This window comes from Streptomyces sp. NPDC002623, from assembly GCF_053592635.1.
Map to the genome: position 1 here is coordinate 176003 of NZ_JBSFWB010000020.1, position 16613 is coordinate 192615.

General features: G+C 72.6%; 16 protein-coding genes. 11 read left to right on the forward strand and 5 right to left on the reverse strand.

Annotation, left to right across the window (positions count from 1 at the left end; translation table 11 throughout):
- Positions 1-53 precede the first annotated feature (53 nt).
- From rhaS to ACWD4O_RS31830, 7 genes are all read left to right on the forward strand, one after another.
- Positions 54-1136, forward strand: a complete 1083-nt coding sequence (gene rhaS / locus ACWD4O_RS31800; RefSeq protein WP_451285153.1) for a rhamnose ABC transporter substrate-binding protein — start codon at positions 54-56, stop codon at positions 1134-1136.
- A 33-nt stretch (positions 1137-1169) separates the two neighbouring features.
- The gene (locus ACWD4O_RS31805) at positions 1170-1490 is read left to right on the forward strand and encodes an L-rhamnose mutarotase (RefSeq protein WP_351918476.1); all 321 of its coding nucleotides are present in this window, start codon (positions 1170-1172) and stop codon (positions 1488-1490) included.
- A 17-nt stretch (positions 1491-1507) separates the two neighbouring features.
- Positions 1508-2932, forward strand: coding sequence for a BNR repeat-containing protein (locus ACWD4O_RS31810; protein ID WP_451285155.1), 1425 nt, complete (start codon positions 1508-1510; stop codon positions 2930-2932).
- Positions 2933-3023: 91 nt separating this feature from the next.
- Positions 3024-4058 carry a LacI family DNA-binding transcriptional regulator gene (locus tag ACWD4O_RS31815; protein ID WP_451285157.1) on the forward strand — a complete coding sequence of 345 codons (1035 nt, stop codon included), beginning with the start codon at positions 3024-3026 and terminating at the stop codon, positions 4056-4058.
- A 104-nt stretch (positions 4059-4162) separates the two neighbouring features.
- On the forward strand, positions 4163-5464 hold the full coding sequence (locus tag ACWD4O_RS31820; RefSeq protein ID WP_451285158.1) for an alpha/beta fold hydrolase: 1302 nt from the start codon (positions 4163-4165) through the stop codon (positions 5462-5464).
- 28 nt (positions 5465-5492) lie between these two features.
- On the forward strand, positions 5493-6236 hold the full coding sequence (locus ACWD4O_RS31825) for a PIG-L deacetylase family protein (protein WP_451285160.1): 744 nt from the start codon (positions 5493-5495) through the stop codon (positions 6234-6236).
- A 25-nt stretch (positions 6237-6261) separates the two neighbouring features.
- Positions 6262-7152, forward strand: a complete 891-nt coding sequence (locus ACWD4O_RS31830) for a pentapeptide repeat-containing protein (RefSeq protein WP_451285162.1) — start codon at positions 6262-6264, stop codon at positions 7150-7152.
- On the opposite strand, the gene ACWD4O_RS31835 is transcribed toward ACWD4O_RS31830, so the two are convergent.
- The gene (locus ACWD4O_RS31835; RefSeq protein WP_451285164.1) at positions 7114-8715 is read right to left on the reverse strand and encodes a cytochrome P450; all 1602 of its coding nucleotides are present in this window, start codon (positions 8713-8715) and stop codon (positions 7114-7116) included. The genes ACWD4O_RS31830 and ACWD4O_RS31835 overlap by 39 nt on opposite strands.
- Positions 8716-8823: 108 nt before the next feature.
- Between ACWD4O_RS31835 and ACWD4O_RS31840 the strand changes: the two genes are divergently transcribed.
- The 3 genes from ACWD4O_RS31840 (at position 8824) to ACWD4O_RS31850 (ending at position 10607) form a co-directional block, all read left to right on the forward strand.
- Positions 8824-9438, forward strand: coding sequence for a TetR/AcrR family transcriptional regulator (locus ACWD4O_RS31840; RefSeq protein WP_351918463.1), 615 nt, complete (start codon positions 8824-8826; stop codon positions 9436-9438).
- A gap of 114 nt (positions 9439-9552) precedes the next feature.
- Complete coding sequence (locus ACWD4O_RS31845) at positions 9553-9855, forward strand: hypothetical protein (RefSeq protein ID WP_451285165.1); 303 nt, start codon at positions 9553-9555, stop codon at positions 9853-9855.
- A gap of 26 nt (positions 9856-9881) precedes the next feature.
- Positions 9882-10607, forward strand: a complete 726-nt coding sequence (locus ACWD4O_RS31850) for a DUF2470 domain-containing protein (protein WP_451285167.1) — start codon at positions 9882-9884, stop codon at positions 10605-10607.
- On the opposite strand, the gene ACWD4O_RS31855 is transcribed toward ACWD4O_RS31850, so the two are convergent.
- From ACWD4O_RS31855 to ACWD4O_RS31865, 3 genes are all read right to left on the reverse strand, one after another.
- Positions 10575-11852 carry a lactonase family protein gene (locus ACWD4O_RS31855; protein WP_451285169.1) on the reverse strand — a complete coding sequence of 426 codons (1278 nt, stop codon included), beginning with the start codon at positions 11850-11852 and terminating at the stop codon, positions 10575-10577. The genes ACWD4O_RS31850 and ACWD4O_RS31855 overlap by 33 nt on opposite strands.
- 114 nt (positions 11853-11966) lie before the next feature.
- Positions 11967-13028, reverse strand: coding sequence for a hypothetical protein (locus ACWD4O_RS31860; RefSeq protein ID WP_451285171.1), 1062 nt, complete (start codon positions 13026-13028; stop codon positions 11967-11969).
- Positions 13029-13073: 45 nt separating this feature from the next.
- Complete coding sequence (locus ACWD4O_RS31865; RefSeq protein WP_451285172.1) at positions 13074-14327, reverse strand: FUSC family protein; 1254 nt, start codon at positions 14325-14327, stop codon at positions 13074-13076.
- Positions 14328-14579: 252 nt separating this feature from the next.
- Here ACWD4O_RS31865 and ACWD4O_RS31870 point away from each other — a divergent pair, with 252 nt between their 5' ends.
- Positions 14580-15962, forward strand: coding sequence for an erythromycin esterase family protein (locus tag ACWD4O_RS31870; RefSeq protein ID WP_451285174.1), 1383 nt, complete (start codon positions 14580-14582; stop codon positions 15960-15962).
- Here ACWD4O_RS31870 and ACWD4O_RS31875 read toward each other — a convergent pair.
- On the reverse strand, positions 15926-16613 hold a 688-nt coding region (locus ACWD4O_RS31875; RefSeq protein ID WP_451285176.1), incomplete at its 5' end, for a CGNR zinc finger domain-containing protein. The two genes, ACWD4O_RS31870 and ACWD4O_RS31875, sit on opposite strands and share 37 nt — an antisense overlap.

The following is a 16613-nucleotide window of genomic DNA, read 5'->3' on the forward strand; positions in this document are numbered from 1 at the left end:
CCCGCGCCCCCAAGAAATACGCCCTCACCTCACCTTTCTCACGAAGGAACCCCATGCGCAAGTCATCCCTCCGGCGTGCCTGTGCCGCCCTCGCCGTCGTCTCCTCCCTCTCCCTCGCCGCTACCGCCTGCGGCGGTACCACCAAGGAGGACGTGAAGAACGAGTCCACCGGATCGGCGGCCTCCGGCGGGAAGGCCGACCCCGATGCGGCCACCAAGAAGGGCCTGACCGTCGGCTTCCTGCCGAAGCAGGTCAACAACCCGTACTTCACCTCCGCCGACAAGGGCGGCGAGGCGGCCCTGAAGGAGCTGGGCTCCAGCTACAAGGAGGTCGGCCCGTCCAGCGCCACGGACACCTCGGGGCAGGTGTCGTACGTCAACACCCTGACCCAGCAGCAGGTCGACGCGATGGCCGTGTCCGCGCAGGACCCGGGCGCCCTGTGCACCGCGCTCAAGCAGGCCATGAGCAACAAGATCAAGGTCGTCACCTACGACTCCGACACCAACCCCGAGTGCCGCAACGCCTTCGTCTCGCAGGCGTCCGCCGAGGACCTGGGCCGCACCGAGGTGCAGCTGCTCGCCGAGCAGATCGGCTACAAGGGCGAGATCGCGATCCTGTCCGCCGCGCAGACGGCGACGAACCAGAACACCTGGATCGACTTCATGAAGGACGAGCTGAAGGACGCCAAGTACAAGGACGTCAAGCTCGTCAAGGTCGCGTACGGCAACGACGACGCCCAGCAGTCCTTCCAGCAGACCCAGGGCCTGCTCCAGGAGTTCCCGAACCTGAAGGGGATCATCTCCCCGACCACCGTCGGCATCAAGGCAGCCGCCCAGTACCTGTCGGGCTCCAAGTACAAGGGCAAGGTCAAGCTGACCGGCCTCGGCACCCCGAACGACATGCGCAACTACGTCAAGAACGGCACCGTCGACGCCTTCGAGCTGTGGGACCCCTCGAAGCTCGGCGCGCTGGCCGCGCAGACGGCGGTGGCGCTGGTCTCGGGCCAGATCACCGGCAAGGAGGGCGAGACCTTCAAGGCCGGCGGCACCACGTACACCATCGGCAAGGACGGCGTGATCAGCCTCGGCAAGCCGACCGTGTTCGACGCCAAGAACATCGACCAGTTCAACTTCTGAGCCCCTGTCACCCCCCACCGGGAGCGGTACTTCATGCAGCGCGTCTGTTTCCTGCTCAAGGTCCGACAGGACCGCCTCGCCGAGTACCGCGAACGCCATGCCGCCGTGTGGCCGGAGATGCTCGAAGCTCTCTCGGCCACCGGCTGGCACAACTACTCGCTCTTCCTGAGAGACGACGGCCTGCTCGTCGGCTACCTGGAGACCGAGGACTTCGAAGCCGCCCTCGCCGGTATGGAGGCCACCGACGTCAACGCCCGTTGGCAGGCCGAGATGTCCCCGTTCTTCGAGTCCCTCGACGGGTCCCGCCCTGACGAGGCGATGAAACCGCTCACCGAAGTGTTCCACCTCGCATGACAAGGGAGTCCCCCGAGATGAGACGACGTTCCCTCCTGGCCGGCGCGCTCCTCGGCGCCGCGGCGTCCCCCGTGCTCGCCGCAGGCACCGCCCGCGCCGCCGACCCCGGCCCCTCGGTGACCGAGAAGGCCACTTCCCGACTCGACGCGCAGGCCGTGTTCTTCGTGTCCTACGACGGACTGGTCAACAACAACTCGTTCCAGAAGAACGGCCTGTTGACCTACAAGGGCTACCAGTACGCCGCCTGGTACACCTCCACGAAGAACGCGGTCGTCGCCCGCCGCGTCCTCGGCGGCAGCACCTGGTCCACCGTCACCCTCTCCCACCAGCTCAAGGCCAGCGACTCGCACAACGTCATCTCCATGGGCGTCTCCAAGGTCGACGGCCGGCTCCACCTCGACATGGACTCCCACAGCGACGGCTTCTTCTACGTGAAGTCGACCGCCGGACTCCTCGACAACCCGGCGACCACCTCCTGGACCTCGGCCCGTTTCGGCGCCGTCCAGACCACCCTCGACGGGCTCGCGCTCACCTCCCAGTTCACCTACCCGCAGTTCGTCGCCACCCCCGAGGGCAAGCTCCAGCTCAGCTACCGGGTCGGCATCTCCGGCAACGGCCGCAACGCGCTCGCCGAGTACGACGGCTCGACCTGGACGAACCTCGGCGAGTGGACCAGTTCCACCGGCACCTACACCAGCGAGCACGGCTCCAGCACGGTCCGCAACATGTACCTGCACGGCATCGACTACGACGTCAACGGCCGCCTGCACTCGTTCTTCACCTGGCGCGAGCAGAACGGCGCCGTGATGTGCTCCAGCGGCGGCATCACCAACCACGACACCGGCTACGTCTACTCCGACGACCGCGGCCGGACCTGGCGCAACAACGCGGGCACCGCCGTCGGCACCACGGGCGGCTCCGACAAGGTGGCCGTCACGGACAGCGGACTCGTCGTGGACGCGCTCAACCCGGACCACTCCCTGATGAACCAGGAGAGCCAGGCCACCGACTCCACCGGCCTCCCGCACGCGATCATCAGCTACGTCCCCGGCCGCTTCGGCCAGTGCACCACCAACTATGTCAGCGACCGCACCGCCAACGGCCGCGCCTTCCACGTCCGCAAGAACTCCGCCGGGACCTGGCAGAAGACGGAGATCCCCGTCGTCCTCGGCTCCAGCCAGCGCACCAAACTGATCCTCGACAAGTACGACAACGCCTACGCGATCTTCCCCTTCGGCCGGATCGCCGGCGCCTCCAAGGCCTCCGGCCACACCGACTGGACGGTCCTCTTCGACGGCAGCGGCCTCAACGCCTTCGGCGAGGTCGTCATCGACGAACTGCGGGTCAAGGCCGACAACGTGCTGTCGTTCATGTACCAGGAGAAGTCGACCGGGACGACCCCGTCGGCGCTCCATGTCATCGACTTCGCACTGCCCGCATGATCCGTATCCACACGCGGACAGGGGCCCGGCGGGATGACGGTAATGTGAAGGCCGTCCCGCCGTGCCCCGTTCACCTGGAGGTCCCCGCCTGATGGCCCATTCGGTGGGTATCAAGGACGTCGCCCGTGCCGCCGGAGTCTCGGTCGGCACGGTGTCAAACGTCATCAACCGCCCGGACACCGTCGCCACGGAGACCCGGGCCCGTGTGCTCTCGGCGATAGACCGGCTCGGCTACGTCCGCAGCGAGTCCGCCCGCCAGCTGCGCGCGGGGCGCAGCCGGATCATGGGCCTGCTCGTCCTCGACATGGGCAACCCCTTCTTCGTGGACGTCGCCCGCGGCGCCGAACGGGCCGCCCGGGACGCCGGGCTCGGCGTGATGGTCTGCAACAGCGCCGAGAGCGCCGGCGAGGAGGCCGAGTACCTGTCGCTCTTCGCCGAGCAACGGGTGCGCGGCGTGCTGCTCACCCCGGCCGACGCCACCGGCCGCAACATCGAGTCCTTCCGCCGGCACGGCATCCCCTTCGTGCTCGTCGACCGGGTCTCCGAGGGCACCACCGAGTGCTCGGTCTCGGTGGACGACGTGGCGGGCGGCGCGCTCGCGGTCCGGCACCTGATCGACGCCGGACACCGCTCCATCGCCTATGTCAGCGGCCCGCCCGGCTTCACCCAGGTCCGCGACCGCCGCACCGGCGCCCTGAACGCGCTCGCCGAGGCGGGCCTCGGGCCGGAGGCCCTGCGCGAGCTGCCCACCGAACGGCTCGACGTGGCCGCCGGCCGGGACGCGGGCGCCCGCCTCCTCGGCCTCGCCGACCGCCCGACCGCCGTGTTCTGCGCCAACGACCTGCTCGCCCTCGGCGTCCTGCAGGCCATGTACGCGGCCGGCGTCGGCGTCCCCGACGACCTCGCCATCGTCGGCTACGACGACATCGAGTTCGCGGCCGCCGCGGCCGTCCCCCTCACCTCGGTCCGCCAGCCCGCCGTCACCATGGGCGCCCTGGCCGCCGAGATGCTGCTGGAGGAGACGGAGGAGAGCGAGAACGGGGTCGGCGTCGCCTCGCACCGACACCGCAGGGTGGTGCTCCAGCCGGAGCTGGTGGTGCGCAGGTCCAGCCTCTCGGCGCGCTGAGCGGCCGTTCAGCAACCGTTCATGATCCCCCGGGCTCCGGAGCCGTCCGGACATGTGCTGAACTGGGACGCGGCCCGCACACCGAGCGTCCCAGGAGACCCCTGTTGTCCCTCAGCTACCGCCAGCCCGGCGTCGTACTCACCGACCGCCGCTTCACCGTGCCCCTCGACCACGCCGACCCGACCGGGGAGACGATCGGGCTCTACGCCCGTGAGGTCGTCGCGAGCGACAAGGCCGGCCAGGACCTGCCCTGGCTCCTCTACCTCCAGGGCGGCCCCGGCTTCGGGGCCAACCGCTTCGTCGGCAAGCCGGCCTGGCTCGGCCGCGCCCTGAAGGAGTACCGGGTCCTCCTGCTCGACCAGCGGGGCACCGGCCACTCCACCCCGGCCAACCGTCAGACGCTCCCGCTGCGCGGCGGCCCGGCCGAACAGGCCGACCACCTCGCGCACTTCCGGGCCGACTCCATCGTCCGGGACTGCGAGCTGATCCGCCGCGAGGTCACCGGCGGCGCCCCGTGGACCGTGCTCGGCCAGAGCTTCGGCGGCTTCTGCACGGTCACCTACCTCTCCACCGCCCCCGAGGGCCTCGCCGCCGCCCTGATCACCGGCGGCCTGCCTTCCCTGGACGCCCACGCCGACGACGTCTACCGCGCCGCCTACCCGCGCATGGAGCGCAAGGTCGCCGCGCACTACGCCCGCTACCCGCAGGACGTCGAACGCGCCCGCCGCATCGCCGACCACCTCCTCACCCATGAGGTGACGCTCCCCAGCGGCTACCGCCTGACCGTCGAGGCCTTCCAGACGCTCGGCATCCTCCTCGGCGGCAGCGAGGGCAGCCATCGACTGCACCACCTCCTGGAGGAGGCGTTCGTCCCCACCCCGCGGGGGCCGGAGCTGTCCGACGCCTTCCAGGAGGAGATCCAGGGCCTCCTCTCCTACGCCGGACACCCGCTGTACGCCCTCGTCCACGAGGCGATCTACGGCCAGGACGGCCGTCCCACCGCCTGGTCGGCCGAGCGGGTGCGCGCCGAGTTCCCGCAGTTCGACGCCGCGAAGACGCTCGCCGGCGACGGACCGCTGCTGCTGACCGGAGAAACGATCCATCCCTGGATGTTCGAGACCGACCCCGCGCTGCGCCCGCTGCGCGAGACCGCCGAACTCCTCGCCGCCCGCACCGACTGGCCGCCCCTGTACGACTCCGCCCGCCTCGCCGCGAACGAGGTCCCGGTCGCGGCGGCGATCTACCACGACGACCTCTATGTCGACACCGCCCACTCCCTGCGCACCGCCCGCGCGATCCGCGGACTGCGCACCTGGGTCACCGACGAGTTCGAACACGACGGCGTACGGGCCGGCGGCCCCCGCGTCCTGGACCGGCTGCTCGCCCTGACCCGTGACGAAGCGTGATGTCAGTGTCACGGATTAGTCTTCAGGCATGACCGATTCGCCTGTCTCCCAGCTCCAGCCCATGCCCGAGGACTGGCAGCGTGCCCTGGCCGTGGTGGCGCATCCGGACGACCTCGAGTACGGATGCTCCGCCGCCGTCGCGGCCTGGACCGACGCCGGCCGTGAGGTCGTCTATGTGCTGGCGACCCGCGGCGAGGCGGGCATCGACACCGTTCCGCCGGCCGAGTGCGGGCCGCTGCGCGAGCGGGAGCAGCGGGCGAGTGCGGCCGTCGTCGGCGTCTCCACGGTCGAGTTCCTCGACCACCGGGACGGCGTCATCGAGTACGGGCCCGCCCTGCGCCGGGACATCGCCGCCGCGATCCGCCGGCACCGCCCCGAGCTCGTCATCACCCTCAACCATCGGGACACCTGGGGCGGGGTCGCCTGGAACACCCCGGACCACGTCGCCGTCGGCCGCGCCGTCCTCGACGCGGCGGGGGACGCGGGGAACCGCTGGATCTTCCCGGAACTCGTCGAGCAGGGCCTCGAACCCTGGAACGGTGTGCGCTGGGTCGCCGTGGCCGGATCGGCGACGCCCAGCCACGCCGTGGACGCGTCGGCGGGCCTGGAGCGCGCGGTGGGTTCGCTGCTGGAGCACCGCTCCTACATCGCCGCGCTGACCGACGAGGAGCCGGAAACCTACGTACGGGGCTTTCTGACCGGGGTGGCGAAGTCCGTGGGCGAGCGGTTCGGCGGTCGCCCGGCCGTGGCCTTCGAGCTGTTCAACCGGTAGACCGCAGGTCAGTAGGGTGGACGGCATGCGAGACACGACGGCCGACACGACCGCGGACCCGGCGGCGGACCCGACCGCGGACCGGGCGGCGGATCCGACCGCGGACCGGGCCGGACTGCGCGGCGACTGCGAGAACTGCTTCGGGCTGTGCTGTGTGGCCCTGCCCTTCGCCCGCTCCGCGGACTTCGCCATCGACAAGCCCGCGGGCAAGGCGTGCCCCAACCTGGGCGAGGACCACCGCTGCGGCATCCACGCACGGCTGCGGCAGAAGGGCTTCACCGGCTGCACGGTCTACGACTGCTTCGGCGCCGGCCAGAAGGTCTCGCAGCTCACCTTCGGCGGCCGGGACTGGCGCACGGCCTCCCGGGCGGACGCCCGCCGGATGGCCGACGTGTTCCCGGTGGTCCGGCAACTCCACGAACTCCTCTGGTACCTCACCGAGGCGCTCACCCTCCCCGCCGCCCGCCCGATCCACGACGACCTGAGCCGGGCCCTGGAGGAGACGGAGGAACTCACCCGGCTGAACCCGGACGAACTGGCCGCGCTCGACGTCCCGGCACACCGTCAGGACGTCAACGCACTGCTCCTGAAGACCAGCGAACTGGCCCGGGCCGGCCTGGGCGGGCGCAAGAAGGAGCGCCGGGGCGCCGACCTGATGGGCGCCCGCCTCAAGGGCGCCGACCTGCGCGGCGCGAACCTGCGCGGCGCCTACCTGATCGCGGCCGACCTCACCGGCGCCGATCTGCGCGGAGCGGACCTGATAGGCGCCGACCTGCGTGACACCGACCTGGCGGACGCCGATCTGACCGGCGCGTTCTTCCTGACCCAGCCGCAGCTGAACGCGGCCCGGGGCAGCGCGGGCACCAGGCTGCCGGGGTCAGTCACCCGCCCGGTGCACTGGACACCGCAGCTCTGAGGACGGCCCCGCGGCCTCCTGATCGACCGGCACGCCCGACGGCGTCGGCTTCGGCGTCGGCACCTGCGTCGGCGCCTGTGTCGGGAGCTGCGTCGGGAGCTGCGTCGGTGTGCGCCGCTCCAGGTGCAGCCGCAGCCCCTCCGGCATCAGCGTCAGCCGCTCCGTGACCCGCAGCCGGTACGCCGGGTCGGGCCGCAGCTCATAGCGGCGCAGCAGCAGCCCGAGCACCAGCGTGGCCTCGTGCAGCGCGAACTGCCGTCCGATGCAGGCCCGCGCCCCGGTGCCCCACGGCTTGTAGGTGTGCGGGGCCCGCGCGCGGACGGCCGCCGCGTCGAAGCGGTCCGGGTCGAACCGTTCGGCGTCCGGCCCCCACACCTCGGGGTCCCGGTGCAGCATCGCGGTGAGGACCAGCGCCCACCCGCCCCGCCGTATCGGATGCTCCCCGCCCAGCACCGTGTCCGCCCGGGCCTCCCGCGCGAACGCGGGCGCCGTCGGCCACAGCCGCAGCGCCTCGTCGAGCACCCGGCGGACGTAGCGCAACTTCGCCACCTGCTCGTAGGCCGGCACGGCCGCGTCCCCCCACACCTGGTCCACCTCGGCGCGGGCGCGGGCCGCGATCCGCGGGTTGAGGGAGAGGTAGTGCAGGGCGAAGGAGAGCGCGCCGGAGGTGGTCTCGTGGCCGGCGACCAGGAAGGTGATGACCTGCCGCCGCACGTTCTGCGCCGACAGCCGTTCGCCGGTCTCGGGGTGGGCGGTGTCGAGCATCCGGTCCAGCAGATCACCGGCCCCGCCGTCCGCGCCGCTGCGGCCGCCCTGGTCCCGGCGGGCCCGCACCAGGTCGTCGACGGTGCCGTTGAGGTACGCGATGTCGGCCTCGTTGCGCCGAGTGGCCCGCCGCAGCAGCGCGGGGGACGGCACCGTGTTGAGGCGCTGGGCGTAGGTGAGGGTGCCCACCATCGCCGTCACGAAGGGATGCGGCCGGGCGCGCTCGAAGGAGCCGAAGTCGTGGCCGAAGCCGGTGCGGGCGATCGTCTCCAGGGTCAGTTTGGTCATGTCGCCCGGCACGTCCACCGCCCGGCCCGCGGTCAGCTCCCGGTCCCAGTGGCCGGTGAGCCGCTCCGCGACGTCCAGCATCATCGGGTGGTAGGCCGCCATGGCCTCCCGGCTGAAGCCCGGGGCCAGGACGTCGTGCGCCAGCTGCCAGTTCGGCTCGTGGTTGTACGCCGTGAACAGGGCGTCCCCGACGACGGGCCGCAGATTGGCGATGCCCAGCCCGACGTGCTTGGCGAAGCGCGTCTCGTCCGCCATGTCGGCGGCCAGCGCCGCGCCCCCCACGAACACGAACTCCCGGCCGAACGCCTTGCGCCGGAAGATCGGCCCCAACTGTCCGGCGTACCGCAGGGAGTCCTGCAGGGGCGTGCGCCGGCTCGCGCCCAGGATGTCGCCGAGCAGCGGGATCCGGTGCGGCGGATGCGGAATGCGCTCCAGCTCGGGCCAGCCGAGCTCCGCGCTGCGAAACCCCTTCGGCAGTACGTCCCCGGTCGTCGTCCCCGTCTCCGCCATGACGCGATCTCCCTTGATGCAGCGGCAGGTTGAGCATGTTGTACGTGGGTTCAATAACGCGCCTCAGTCTGGTCCCGTCGTTGAACCGGCGTCAAGTAAAGTGCGGGCATGGCCGCGAACCAGGGGGAGCGCACCCGGCGCCGACTCAGCACCGGGGAACGCAGGGAACAGCTCCTGACGGTCGGCGCGCGCCTGTTCTCGGAGAGTCCGTACGACGACGTCTGGATCGAGCAGGTCGCCGAGATCGCGGGCGTCTCCCGGGGGCTGCTGTACCACTACTTCCCCACCAAGCGGGACTTCTTCGCGGCGGTCGTCGAGCGCGAGAGCGAGCGGATGCTGCGCATGACGGCGGCGGTGCCCGGCATCCCGGTCCGCGATCAGCTCGCGTCCGGTCTCGACACCTACCTGGAGTATGTGGAGACGCACGCGCACGGCTACCGCGCCTTCCATCGTGCGGACGCGGCCGGCGACCAGGCCGTGCGCAAGGTCTACCGGCGGGCCCTGCAGGCGCAGGAGCGCCAGATCCTGGCGGCCCTCGGCGCCGACCCGGAGTTCGGCCCGCTCTTCGGCGAGCGCCCCGACGTACGACTGGCGGTGCGCGGCTGGCTGGCGTTCACGACGGCGGTCTGCCTGGAGTGGCTGCGCGGTTCGGACCTGTCGCGGGAGCAGGTCCGGGAGTTGTGCGCGCGGGCGTTGTTGGGGGTCATTTCCCTACCGGGGTGATCTTCGGCGGGGGAGAATGGGGGATGACTTCCTCCGACTCCCCGGACTCCCTCGCGAGCGCCGAAGACATCCACGCGCATCTGGTCGAGCAGGTGAACTCGATGCTGAGACGCCTTGGCATGTACGGGGGCGGCCCTGATGCTGGGCGGCACCAACCCGTACTACGGCAAGACGCTCGGCTACTTCGGGCCGGATCTCGCGGAGCCGATGGTGTGGTTCCACCTCTGGAACGGCACGGAGCCGGACGGGGAGTGGCCCCCGAAGCGCTCGCAGCCGATCCTGTTCGCGGTGCGCTTCGGTGAGGACGGCCCCCTCGACGACACCTTCACCTTCACTCCCGAGGGCCGGCGGCTGATGCCCGGACCCGACGGGTGTGGCCATGGCGGTTGGCGCGGGCACGGATCTCCGATAGGTTAGGCAAGGCTTACCTAAGGAGGTTTGGGATGGGTGACAGCCAAAGCTGGGCTGCCGTGCCTGCCGCTGCCGAGCGGGCCCGTTCGGTGCTCGCGGCCTCGTGGTCCTGCGCGGTGACCGCGGACGGCGGGCGCGAGGAGTTCGTCGGTGCGCACACCGTCGACGAGGACGGCAGGGTGATCCTGCACGTGCCCGAGGACAGCGCCCTGCTCACCGCGGCGATCTGCGCGCCCCGCGGCGAGCCGTGCGCGGTGCTGGAGTTCGGCGACGTCGCCCCCGTCCCCGTCCGCAACCGTATCCGGGCCCGGCTCTGGCTGGCCGGCTGGTTCGCCCCCGAGGACGAGGCTCTCGTCTTCCACGCGACCCGCGTCGTGCTGAAACAGCCCACCGGCGCGGTCGTCGTCGGCCTCGACGAGTTCGCGCAGGCCGAGCCCGACCCCCTCGCGACCGCCGAGGCCCACTTGCTCACGCATCTCGCCGACTCCCACCCCGACGCGGTGGAGCGGCTCACCCGGCTCGTCGACCCAGGCAGCCTGCACGGCGCCGTCCGGGTCCAGCCGCTCGCCGTGGACCGGCACGGGCTGACGCTGCGCATCGAGCGCGCCCGCGCCCACGGCGATGTACGCCTGCCCTTCCACGCGCCCGCCGACGACGTCTCCCAGCTCACCGAGCGCATGCACGTCCTGCTCACACAGGCGGCCGCCGCCTCCTGCCCGCGCGCCCTACAGCGGCAGCGCACAGACGGCGACGGGTGACGCGAACGGCTCGCCCGCGAGCCGCAGTCCACCGTCCGCGCCGTCCACCCGGAAGACGCTGACCGTGCCGGAGCGCTGGTTGGCGGCGAACAGCAGACCGCCGTCCGGGGACAGGGCGATCTGCCGAGGGAAGTCCCCTTCCACCGGCACCGTGCCGAGCAGCCGCAGCCGGGCCCCGGCCGACTCCACCGCGTAGCGCGCGAGGGTGTTGTCGCCGCGGTTGGCCAGGTACGCGTACCTGCCGTCCGGCGTGACGGCGAACTGCGCCGGGTAGTTGGTGTCCGCCTTCGAGCCCGTGGACTGCGGCTTCCCGATCGTCAGCCGGCCGCTCGACGGGGCGTAGGAGCAGACCGCGACCGTGTCGTCGACCTCGTTCGCGAGGTAGGCGTACCTGCCGCCGGGATGGAACGTGAGGTGGCGCGGACCGGCGCCCGACCGGGTGTGCGCCTGCGCGACCTCGGTGAGGGTGCCCGCCGTGCCGTCCAGACGGTAGCTGTACACCGTGTCCGTGCCGAGGTCGACGGCGAGGACATGGCCGCCGTCCGGGGACGTGATGAACTGGTGCGCGTGCGGCCCCTGTTGGCCCGACCGGGGCGCCGGACGGCTGTGGACGACCTTGTCGGTGCGCTCGCCGAGCGCCCCCGAGGCGTCGATGGGGTGCACGGCCACGCTGCCCGAGCCGAAGTCGGCGCTCAGCAGCCACCGGCCGCTCGGATGGACCGACACCTGGCAGGTGTGCGCCCCGCCCGTGGCCCTGCTGCCCAGCACCTTCTGATCCGACAGCCGTACGGCGGTCACGGCGCCGCGCTCGCGTTCGTTCGCCGCGTACAGCGTTCTGCCGTTCGGGTGCACCGCGAGATACGACGGGTCCGGGACGCCGGTGATCGTGCCCCGGCCGGTGATCCGCCCCGACGCCGAGTCGTACGAGGCGACGCCGATGCCCTTCCCGCCGCCCTCGGCGGAGGTGTACGTACCCAAGTAGAGAGGGCGGGGGCCGGAGAGACTCCGCGAGGCGGACGGCGACGGCTCCGGCGACGCGGACGACGACGGGGACGACGACGGCTGCTGCGGCGCGCCCTGCTGGGCGTCCCGCGCCTCCTGGGCCTCCCGGGTTCCCTGGGCAGCGGATGAGTCGCCCTCGTCGCCGCACGCGGCCAGGGCCGAAGCCGCGGCCGCGCCGCCGAGCAGTCCGACGAAACGGCGCCTGCTCAGGCCGCCGCACGCCGCTTCCGTCCCACTGCCCATTGCCGGCACCTCAGGTCGTCGTCCGTCTCCGCCGTGACTGCCACTTTGACCCGGACCGGCCGTCGAACGCAAAAGCGGAACCCCCCCCCGGGCGGGGGAGCCGGGGGAGCGGAGCTACCAGTCGCCGTCCTCCACCGGCTTCCCCGGTGCGTCCTTCAGAGGGTGGACCTGGCCGGGGGCGGGCGGCTGCCACGGGTCGAGATCGGCGCCGAGCCAGTCGCCGACCGGCTGCACGTCCGCCAGGGCGTCGCTGGGAGCGACGTCGTGCGCGTCGTTGTCGTAGTAGTCGTACCAGGGCAGCCCGGCCGCGGTGTACGCGGCGCGGTCCACCGGAGAGGCCGGAGGCTCCTCGCCGGTGATGCGACGCCACTCCGGGGGCGTCACGAGATGCACGAAGACCCGGGCGGCGGGCCCGTCGGTGTAGTCCGCGACCGGACGGACGTCCTTGTAGACCTCCTGCCGCATCGAACCGCCCACCCCCAGGCCCATCGCCGCGGCCGCCCGGGCCCGGGGCGCGCCGCCCGGAGCGGGGGCGGCGGCGGGCATCATCGGGGCCGCGCCGGGCGCGGGCGGCGGGGCGCCGTAGCCGGCGACCCGCACCGACTTCACGCTGCTCGTCTCCAGGGCGCGGCGGCGCTCCGCCTCCAGCCACTCGGCGCGCTTGCGCTCGTTCAGCGGGAACGACTGCAGCTGGACCCCGCCCCAGACCTCCTCGCCGGTGACCTGGCCCTCCACGGTCGCCCCCAGGCCCAGCGGCACCGCCACGAACTGGCGCACCGTGCCCCGGCCCGAGTTGATGCCGTCCAGCCAGGGCTGACGGGGCAGCGTGACGTAGTTCTGCGGATCACGGGAGAGCCGGTCGCTCCACGGCTTGCCGGAGACCGCGCACACCTTGCCCGCTCCGACCTGCAGCGCGGCCGGCTCCGTCGAGCCCCCGAAGCTCAGCCACATCGCCTCGCGCAGACACATCGGCAGCATCACCCCACCGCGCGCCAGCCAGTCGGCGGGCACCGTGTCGGGGTGGTCGGAGACCCGCCGCACCGGGAACGTGCCGAGGCCCGGCGGCAGGTCGTGCGTACCGCTCTCCGGCAGCCGCAGGGTCCGCATGAACCGCACCGCCACCCCGCCCGGCAGCCGCAACGTGTCCCCGTCGATCCGTACGGTGGTCCCGGTCATCGGCCCGCTCCCTCGCGTCGCGCGCCGGCCCCGCCCGGCGCTCCCTCACTGAAAACGCCCGCCGATCCCCGTACGGTTCCGCCACAGCTGCTCCTGAACGCCCAGGCGCTCGCGCAGCCGGGTCAGCCGCGGCATCCGTTCGCGCTGCTCCCGTGAGACGAGGTCCAGCTCCTCCAGGAGCCGGCGGGAGCGGTGCTCGGTGTCGAGCTCGTCGATGATGCGGTTGACCTCGGTCAGCGCCGCGCCGTGCAGCTGCCACTGGCGGGCGTCGTGCTGGAGCTGCTCCAGCAGCAGTTGGGCGAGCTTGTCGCGGGTGGCCGCGGCCTGTCGCAGCTCGGCGCTGAGCCGGGCCTCGGCGGCGTCCGCGTTGAGGCTGACGGACGTGGTCACCAGCACCCCGAAGCTGACCACCGCGTCGGCGATCTCCGACAGCAGCCGCTCCACGGTCTCGCCGATCTCGGGCGGGAACAGCGGCTGCGGCTCGCGCTCCTTGGCGAGGTCGGTGAGGGTCCGGGCGAGCACCCGCAGCACGACCGTGCAGATCTCCAGCGTGTCCAGACCGGTGCGCAGCACCACCCGGTGCAGCAGCCCCTCCCGCACCCGCGGGTTGAGCCGCAGGCTGTCCTCGGCCTGCCGCAGGGCCGCGTCCACCGACACGATGTCGTGGTCCAGCCGGCGGGCCTCGTGCAGCCGGGCGGCCGCCTGCTCGAACGGCGTGCGTCCGGCGGCCTCCTCGCCGATGCGCAGCATCAGCTGCCGCAGCCGGCGGGCCAGTCCCTCGATCGACTCGCCCGCCTCCTCCACCCACACGGGAGGCGGCAGCAGCACATTGGTGCCGAGCCCGACGACCGCGCCGATCAGCGTCTCCACCACCCGCGCCCACGCCGTGTCGCCGACGGTGGTGACCCCCAGCACCAGCATGGCGCTGATCGCCACCTCGGGGACGTACTCGTCGACCCGCACCAGATGTCCCACGGCCAGCGAGGCGATGATCAGCAGCGCGAGGCTCCACCAGGTCAGACCGACCAGCAGGCTGAAGGCGATGGCGACGAGCACGCCGGCCACCACCGAGTTCACCCGGCGGACCCCGTTGGTGAGCGTCGCGTACAGGGTGACCTGGACGACCAGCAGCGCCGTCAGCGGCGCGGTCAGCGGCAGCGCCTCGGGGCTCAGGCGCAGCGCGATGACATACGCGACCGTGGCCGCGGCGGCGGACCGCAGCGCCTGGACGACACTGGGCTCCCGGTAGCGCCGGGCCAGCCGCACGAGGGGCGCCGCACGCTCACGTACATCTCGCATCGCCAGTCCCGTTCCCTTTCCCCGGCAGCCTCGAACGTCTCTTCACCACCTCGCGGGACCCGACGGACCATCGGCTGCATCGAGGACCGGAACTGTCCGCGAGCGAGCCTAGATCGTTCTCACCTGCCGGGGAAGACACCGGGCGCACGCGGGCGCGAAGGGAATCCCCCGTGCTCACGCCCGGGCTGCCCGCACCCCCGGACGGTGGATCACAGGATGGTGTGCCGGGCGCCGGGGCGGCACGCTCGGAGCATGAAACGTCACCGGACCGGCATCGCCGCCGGCATCGGCATCGGCATCGTCCTCTCCCTCCTCGGCACCCTCTCCGTCGCGGCCGTCGCCGCGCCGGCCTCCGCCTCCGCCACCACCGCCTCCGTCACCACCGCTTCGGACGACGCGGGCGTCGTGACGGCCCTCGACCGCGGCGCCCACCCCCTGCGCACCGTCGAGCCCGGCGGCGACACCGGCGATCTGCGCGCCCTGGACCGGATGATCGGCGACGCCCAGGTCGTCGGGCTGGGCGAGGCCACCCACAGCTCACACGACTTCTTCGCCCTCAAGGACCGCGTCTTCCGCCACCTCGTCGAGGAGAAGGGCGTGCGCACCTTCGCCCTGGAGGGCAGCTGGAGCACCGGACGGCGCCTGGACGACTACGTCCTGCACGGCACGGGCGACCCCGGGCGCATCATGAGCGACGAGTTCCAGAGCGAGTACCTCTGGTGGAACAACGCCGAGTACCTGCGGCTCGTCGAATGGATGCGGGCGTACAACGTCCGCCATCCGGGGGACCCGGTCCGATTCATGGGCGACGACTTCGCCTGGACCGGCCCGGAACTCTACGACGACGTCACCCGGTACGTGGCCGACGCCCACCCGGAGCTCACGAGCCGCCTCGACGCCCTCTACCGCGGTCTGCGGCCCACCGTGACGGTCGAGACGTACATGGTGGGCTCCTACAACCAGCCGCTCGCCGAGCGCCGGGAGAAGGCCGAGCGCACCGCCGAGGCCCTGGAACTGCTGCGCGGGCAGGCGCCGGGCGCGGACCGCGAGGCGTACGACCGGGCCGTGCAGCACGCGGCGGTCATCGACCAGACGGCCCGCTGGTACGCGTTCGACTTCGCGGACCCGGAGCAGAACGCCGCCTCGCTGCTGTGGCGCGACCGGACGATGGCCGAGAACGTCCTGTGGTGGCGGGAGCACACCGGCGCCAAGGTGCTGGTGTCGGCGCACGACGCCCACGTCGGCTACGAGAGCTTCGACCCGGCCACCTATCCCCGGATGCAGGGCGCGTTCCTGCGCGACCGGCTGGGGGCGGGCTATGTGAGCGTCGGGGTCACCTTCGACCAAGGCTCGTTCAACGCCCTGGACGCCGACCAGAACCTGCGGACGTGGACGCTGGGCCCGGCCGGGCCGGGCACCGCCGAGGCCGTGCTGGACCAGGTCAGGTACCGGGACTACGTCGTCGACCTGCGGACGGTGTCGTCACCGGCCCGGGAGTGGCTGGACGCCGTGCGGCCGGTGCGGTTCTTCGGCACCGACTACCCGGGACCGGAGTTCAGGATCGCCCTCGGCCGCAGTCACGACGTCCTGATCCATCTTCACCGGGTGGAGGCGGCCCGGCTGCGCGACCGGTAGCCGGCGACCTTCGCCTGGTTGCCGCAGCGGTCCATGGAGCACCAACGGCGGCGGCGGGCCTGGGAGTCGTCGAGGAACATCAGGGAACAGTCCGGGTTCTCGCACTTCTTGACCCGCTCCAGCAGCGGACCGCGCACCAGCAGGACGGCGTCCCGGGCCACCGTCGACAGGGCCGCCCGGGCCGGGTGCCGCGCGGTCCAGGACGGGTCGCCCAGCCGGGGTGCGAGGTCGGGCCGGGCGGCCGCCGCGTTGACCCGCTCGACGTCGGCCGGCTCCGGCTGCCGCCCGGCCAGCGCGGCGCGGACCAGCCCGTACACGGCCTCGCGCAGTCCGCGGGCGTCCGTGAGCTCCCGGGCGTGCCCGGAGCACGGCACGAGTCCCGCCGGGCCCGCGAGCCCGAGGTACGGCCGCCGGCCCGCCGGCACCGGGTAGGGCCGCCGGTCCACCGGCACCGGGTGCGGCCGCCGGCCCGCCGGCACCGGGTAGGGCCGCCGGTCCACCGGCACCGGGTGCGGCCGCCGGCCCGCCGGCACCGGGTAGGGCCGCCGGCCCACCGGCACCGGGTGCGGCCGCCGGCCCGCCGGCACCGGGGAGGGCCGCCGGCCCCCCGGCACCGGGTCGGGCCGCCGGTCCACCGGCACCGGGTGCGGC

Excerpts from the sequence above, each read along its gene's own strand:
- rhaS (WP_451285153.1), top strand. The coding sequence starts at position 54 with ATGCGCAAGTCATCCCTCCGGCGTGCCTGTGCCGCCCTCGCCGTCGTC.
- ACWD4O_RS31805 (WP_351918476.1), top strand. The coding sequence starts at position 1,170 with ATGCAGCGCGTCTGTTTCCTGCTCAAGGTCCGACAGGACCGCCTCGCC.
- ACWD4O_RS31810 (WP_451285155.1), top strand. The coding sequence starts at position 1,508 with ATGAGACGACGTTCCCTCCTGGCCGGCGCGCTCCTCGGCGCCGCGGCG.
- ACWD4O_RS31815 (WP_451285157.1), top strand. The coding sequence starts at position 3,024 with ATGGCCCATTCGGTGGGTATCAAGGACGTCGCCCGTGCCGCCGGAGTC.
- ACWD4O_RS31825 (WP_451285160.1), top strand. The coding sequence starts at position 5,493 with ATGACCGATTCGCCTGTCTCCCAGCTCCAGCCCATGCCCGAGGACTGG.
- ACWD4O_RS31830 (WP_451285162.1), top strand. The coding sequence starts at position 6,262 with ATGCGAGACACGACGGCCGACACGACCGCGGACCCGGCGGCGGACCCG.
- ACWD4O_RS31835 (WP_451285164.1), bottom strand. The coding sequence starts at position 8,715 with ATGGCGGAGACGGGGACGACGACCGGGGACGTACTGCCGAAGGGGTTT.
- ACWD4O_RS31840 (WP_351918463.1), top strand. The coding sequence starts at position 8,824 with ATGGCCGCGAACCAGGGGGAGCGCACCCGGCGCCGACTCAGCACCGGG.
- ACWD4O_RS31850 (WP_451285167.1), top strand. The coding sequence starts at position 9,882 with ATGGGTGACAGCCAAAGCTGGGCTGCCGTGCCTGCCGCTGCCGAGCGG.
- ACWD4O_RS31855 (WP_451285169.1), bottom strand. The coding sequence starts at position 11,852 with ATGGGCAGTGGGACGGAAGCGGCGTGCGGCGGCCTGAGCAGGCGCCGT.
- ACWD4O_RS31860 (WP_451285171.1), bottom strand. The coding sequence starts at position 13,028 with ATGACCGGGACCACCGTACGGATCGACGGGGACACGTTGCGGCTGCCG.
- ACWD4O_RS31865 (WP_451285172.1), bottom strand. The coding sequence starts at position 14,327 with ATGCGAGATGTACGTGAGCGTGCGGCGCCCCTCGTGCGGCTGGCCCGG.
- ACWD4O_RS31870 (WP_451285174.1), top strand. The coding sequence starts at position 14,580 with ATGAAACGTCACCGGACCGGCATCGCCGCCGGCATCGGCATCGGCATC.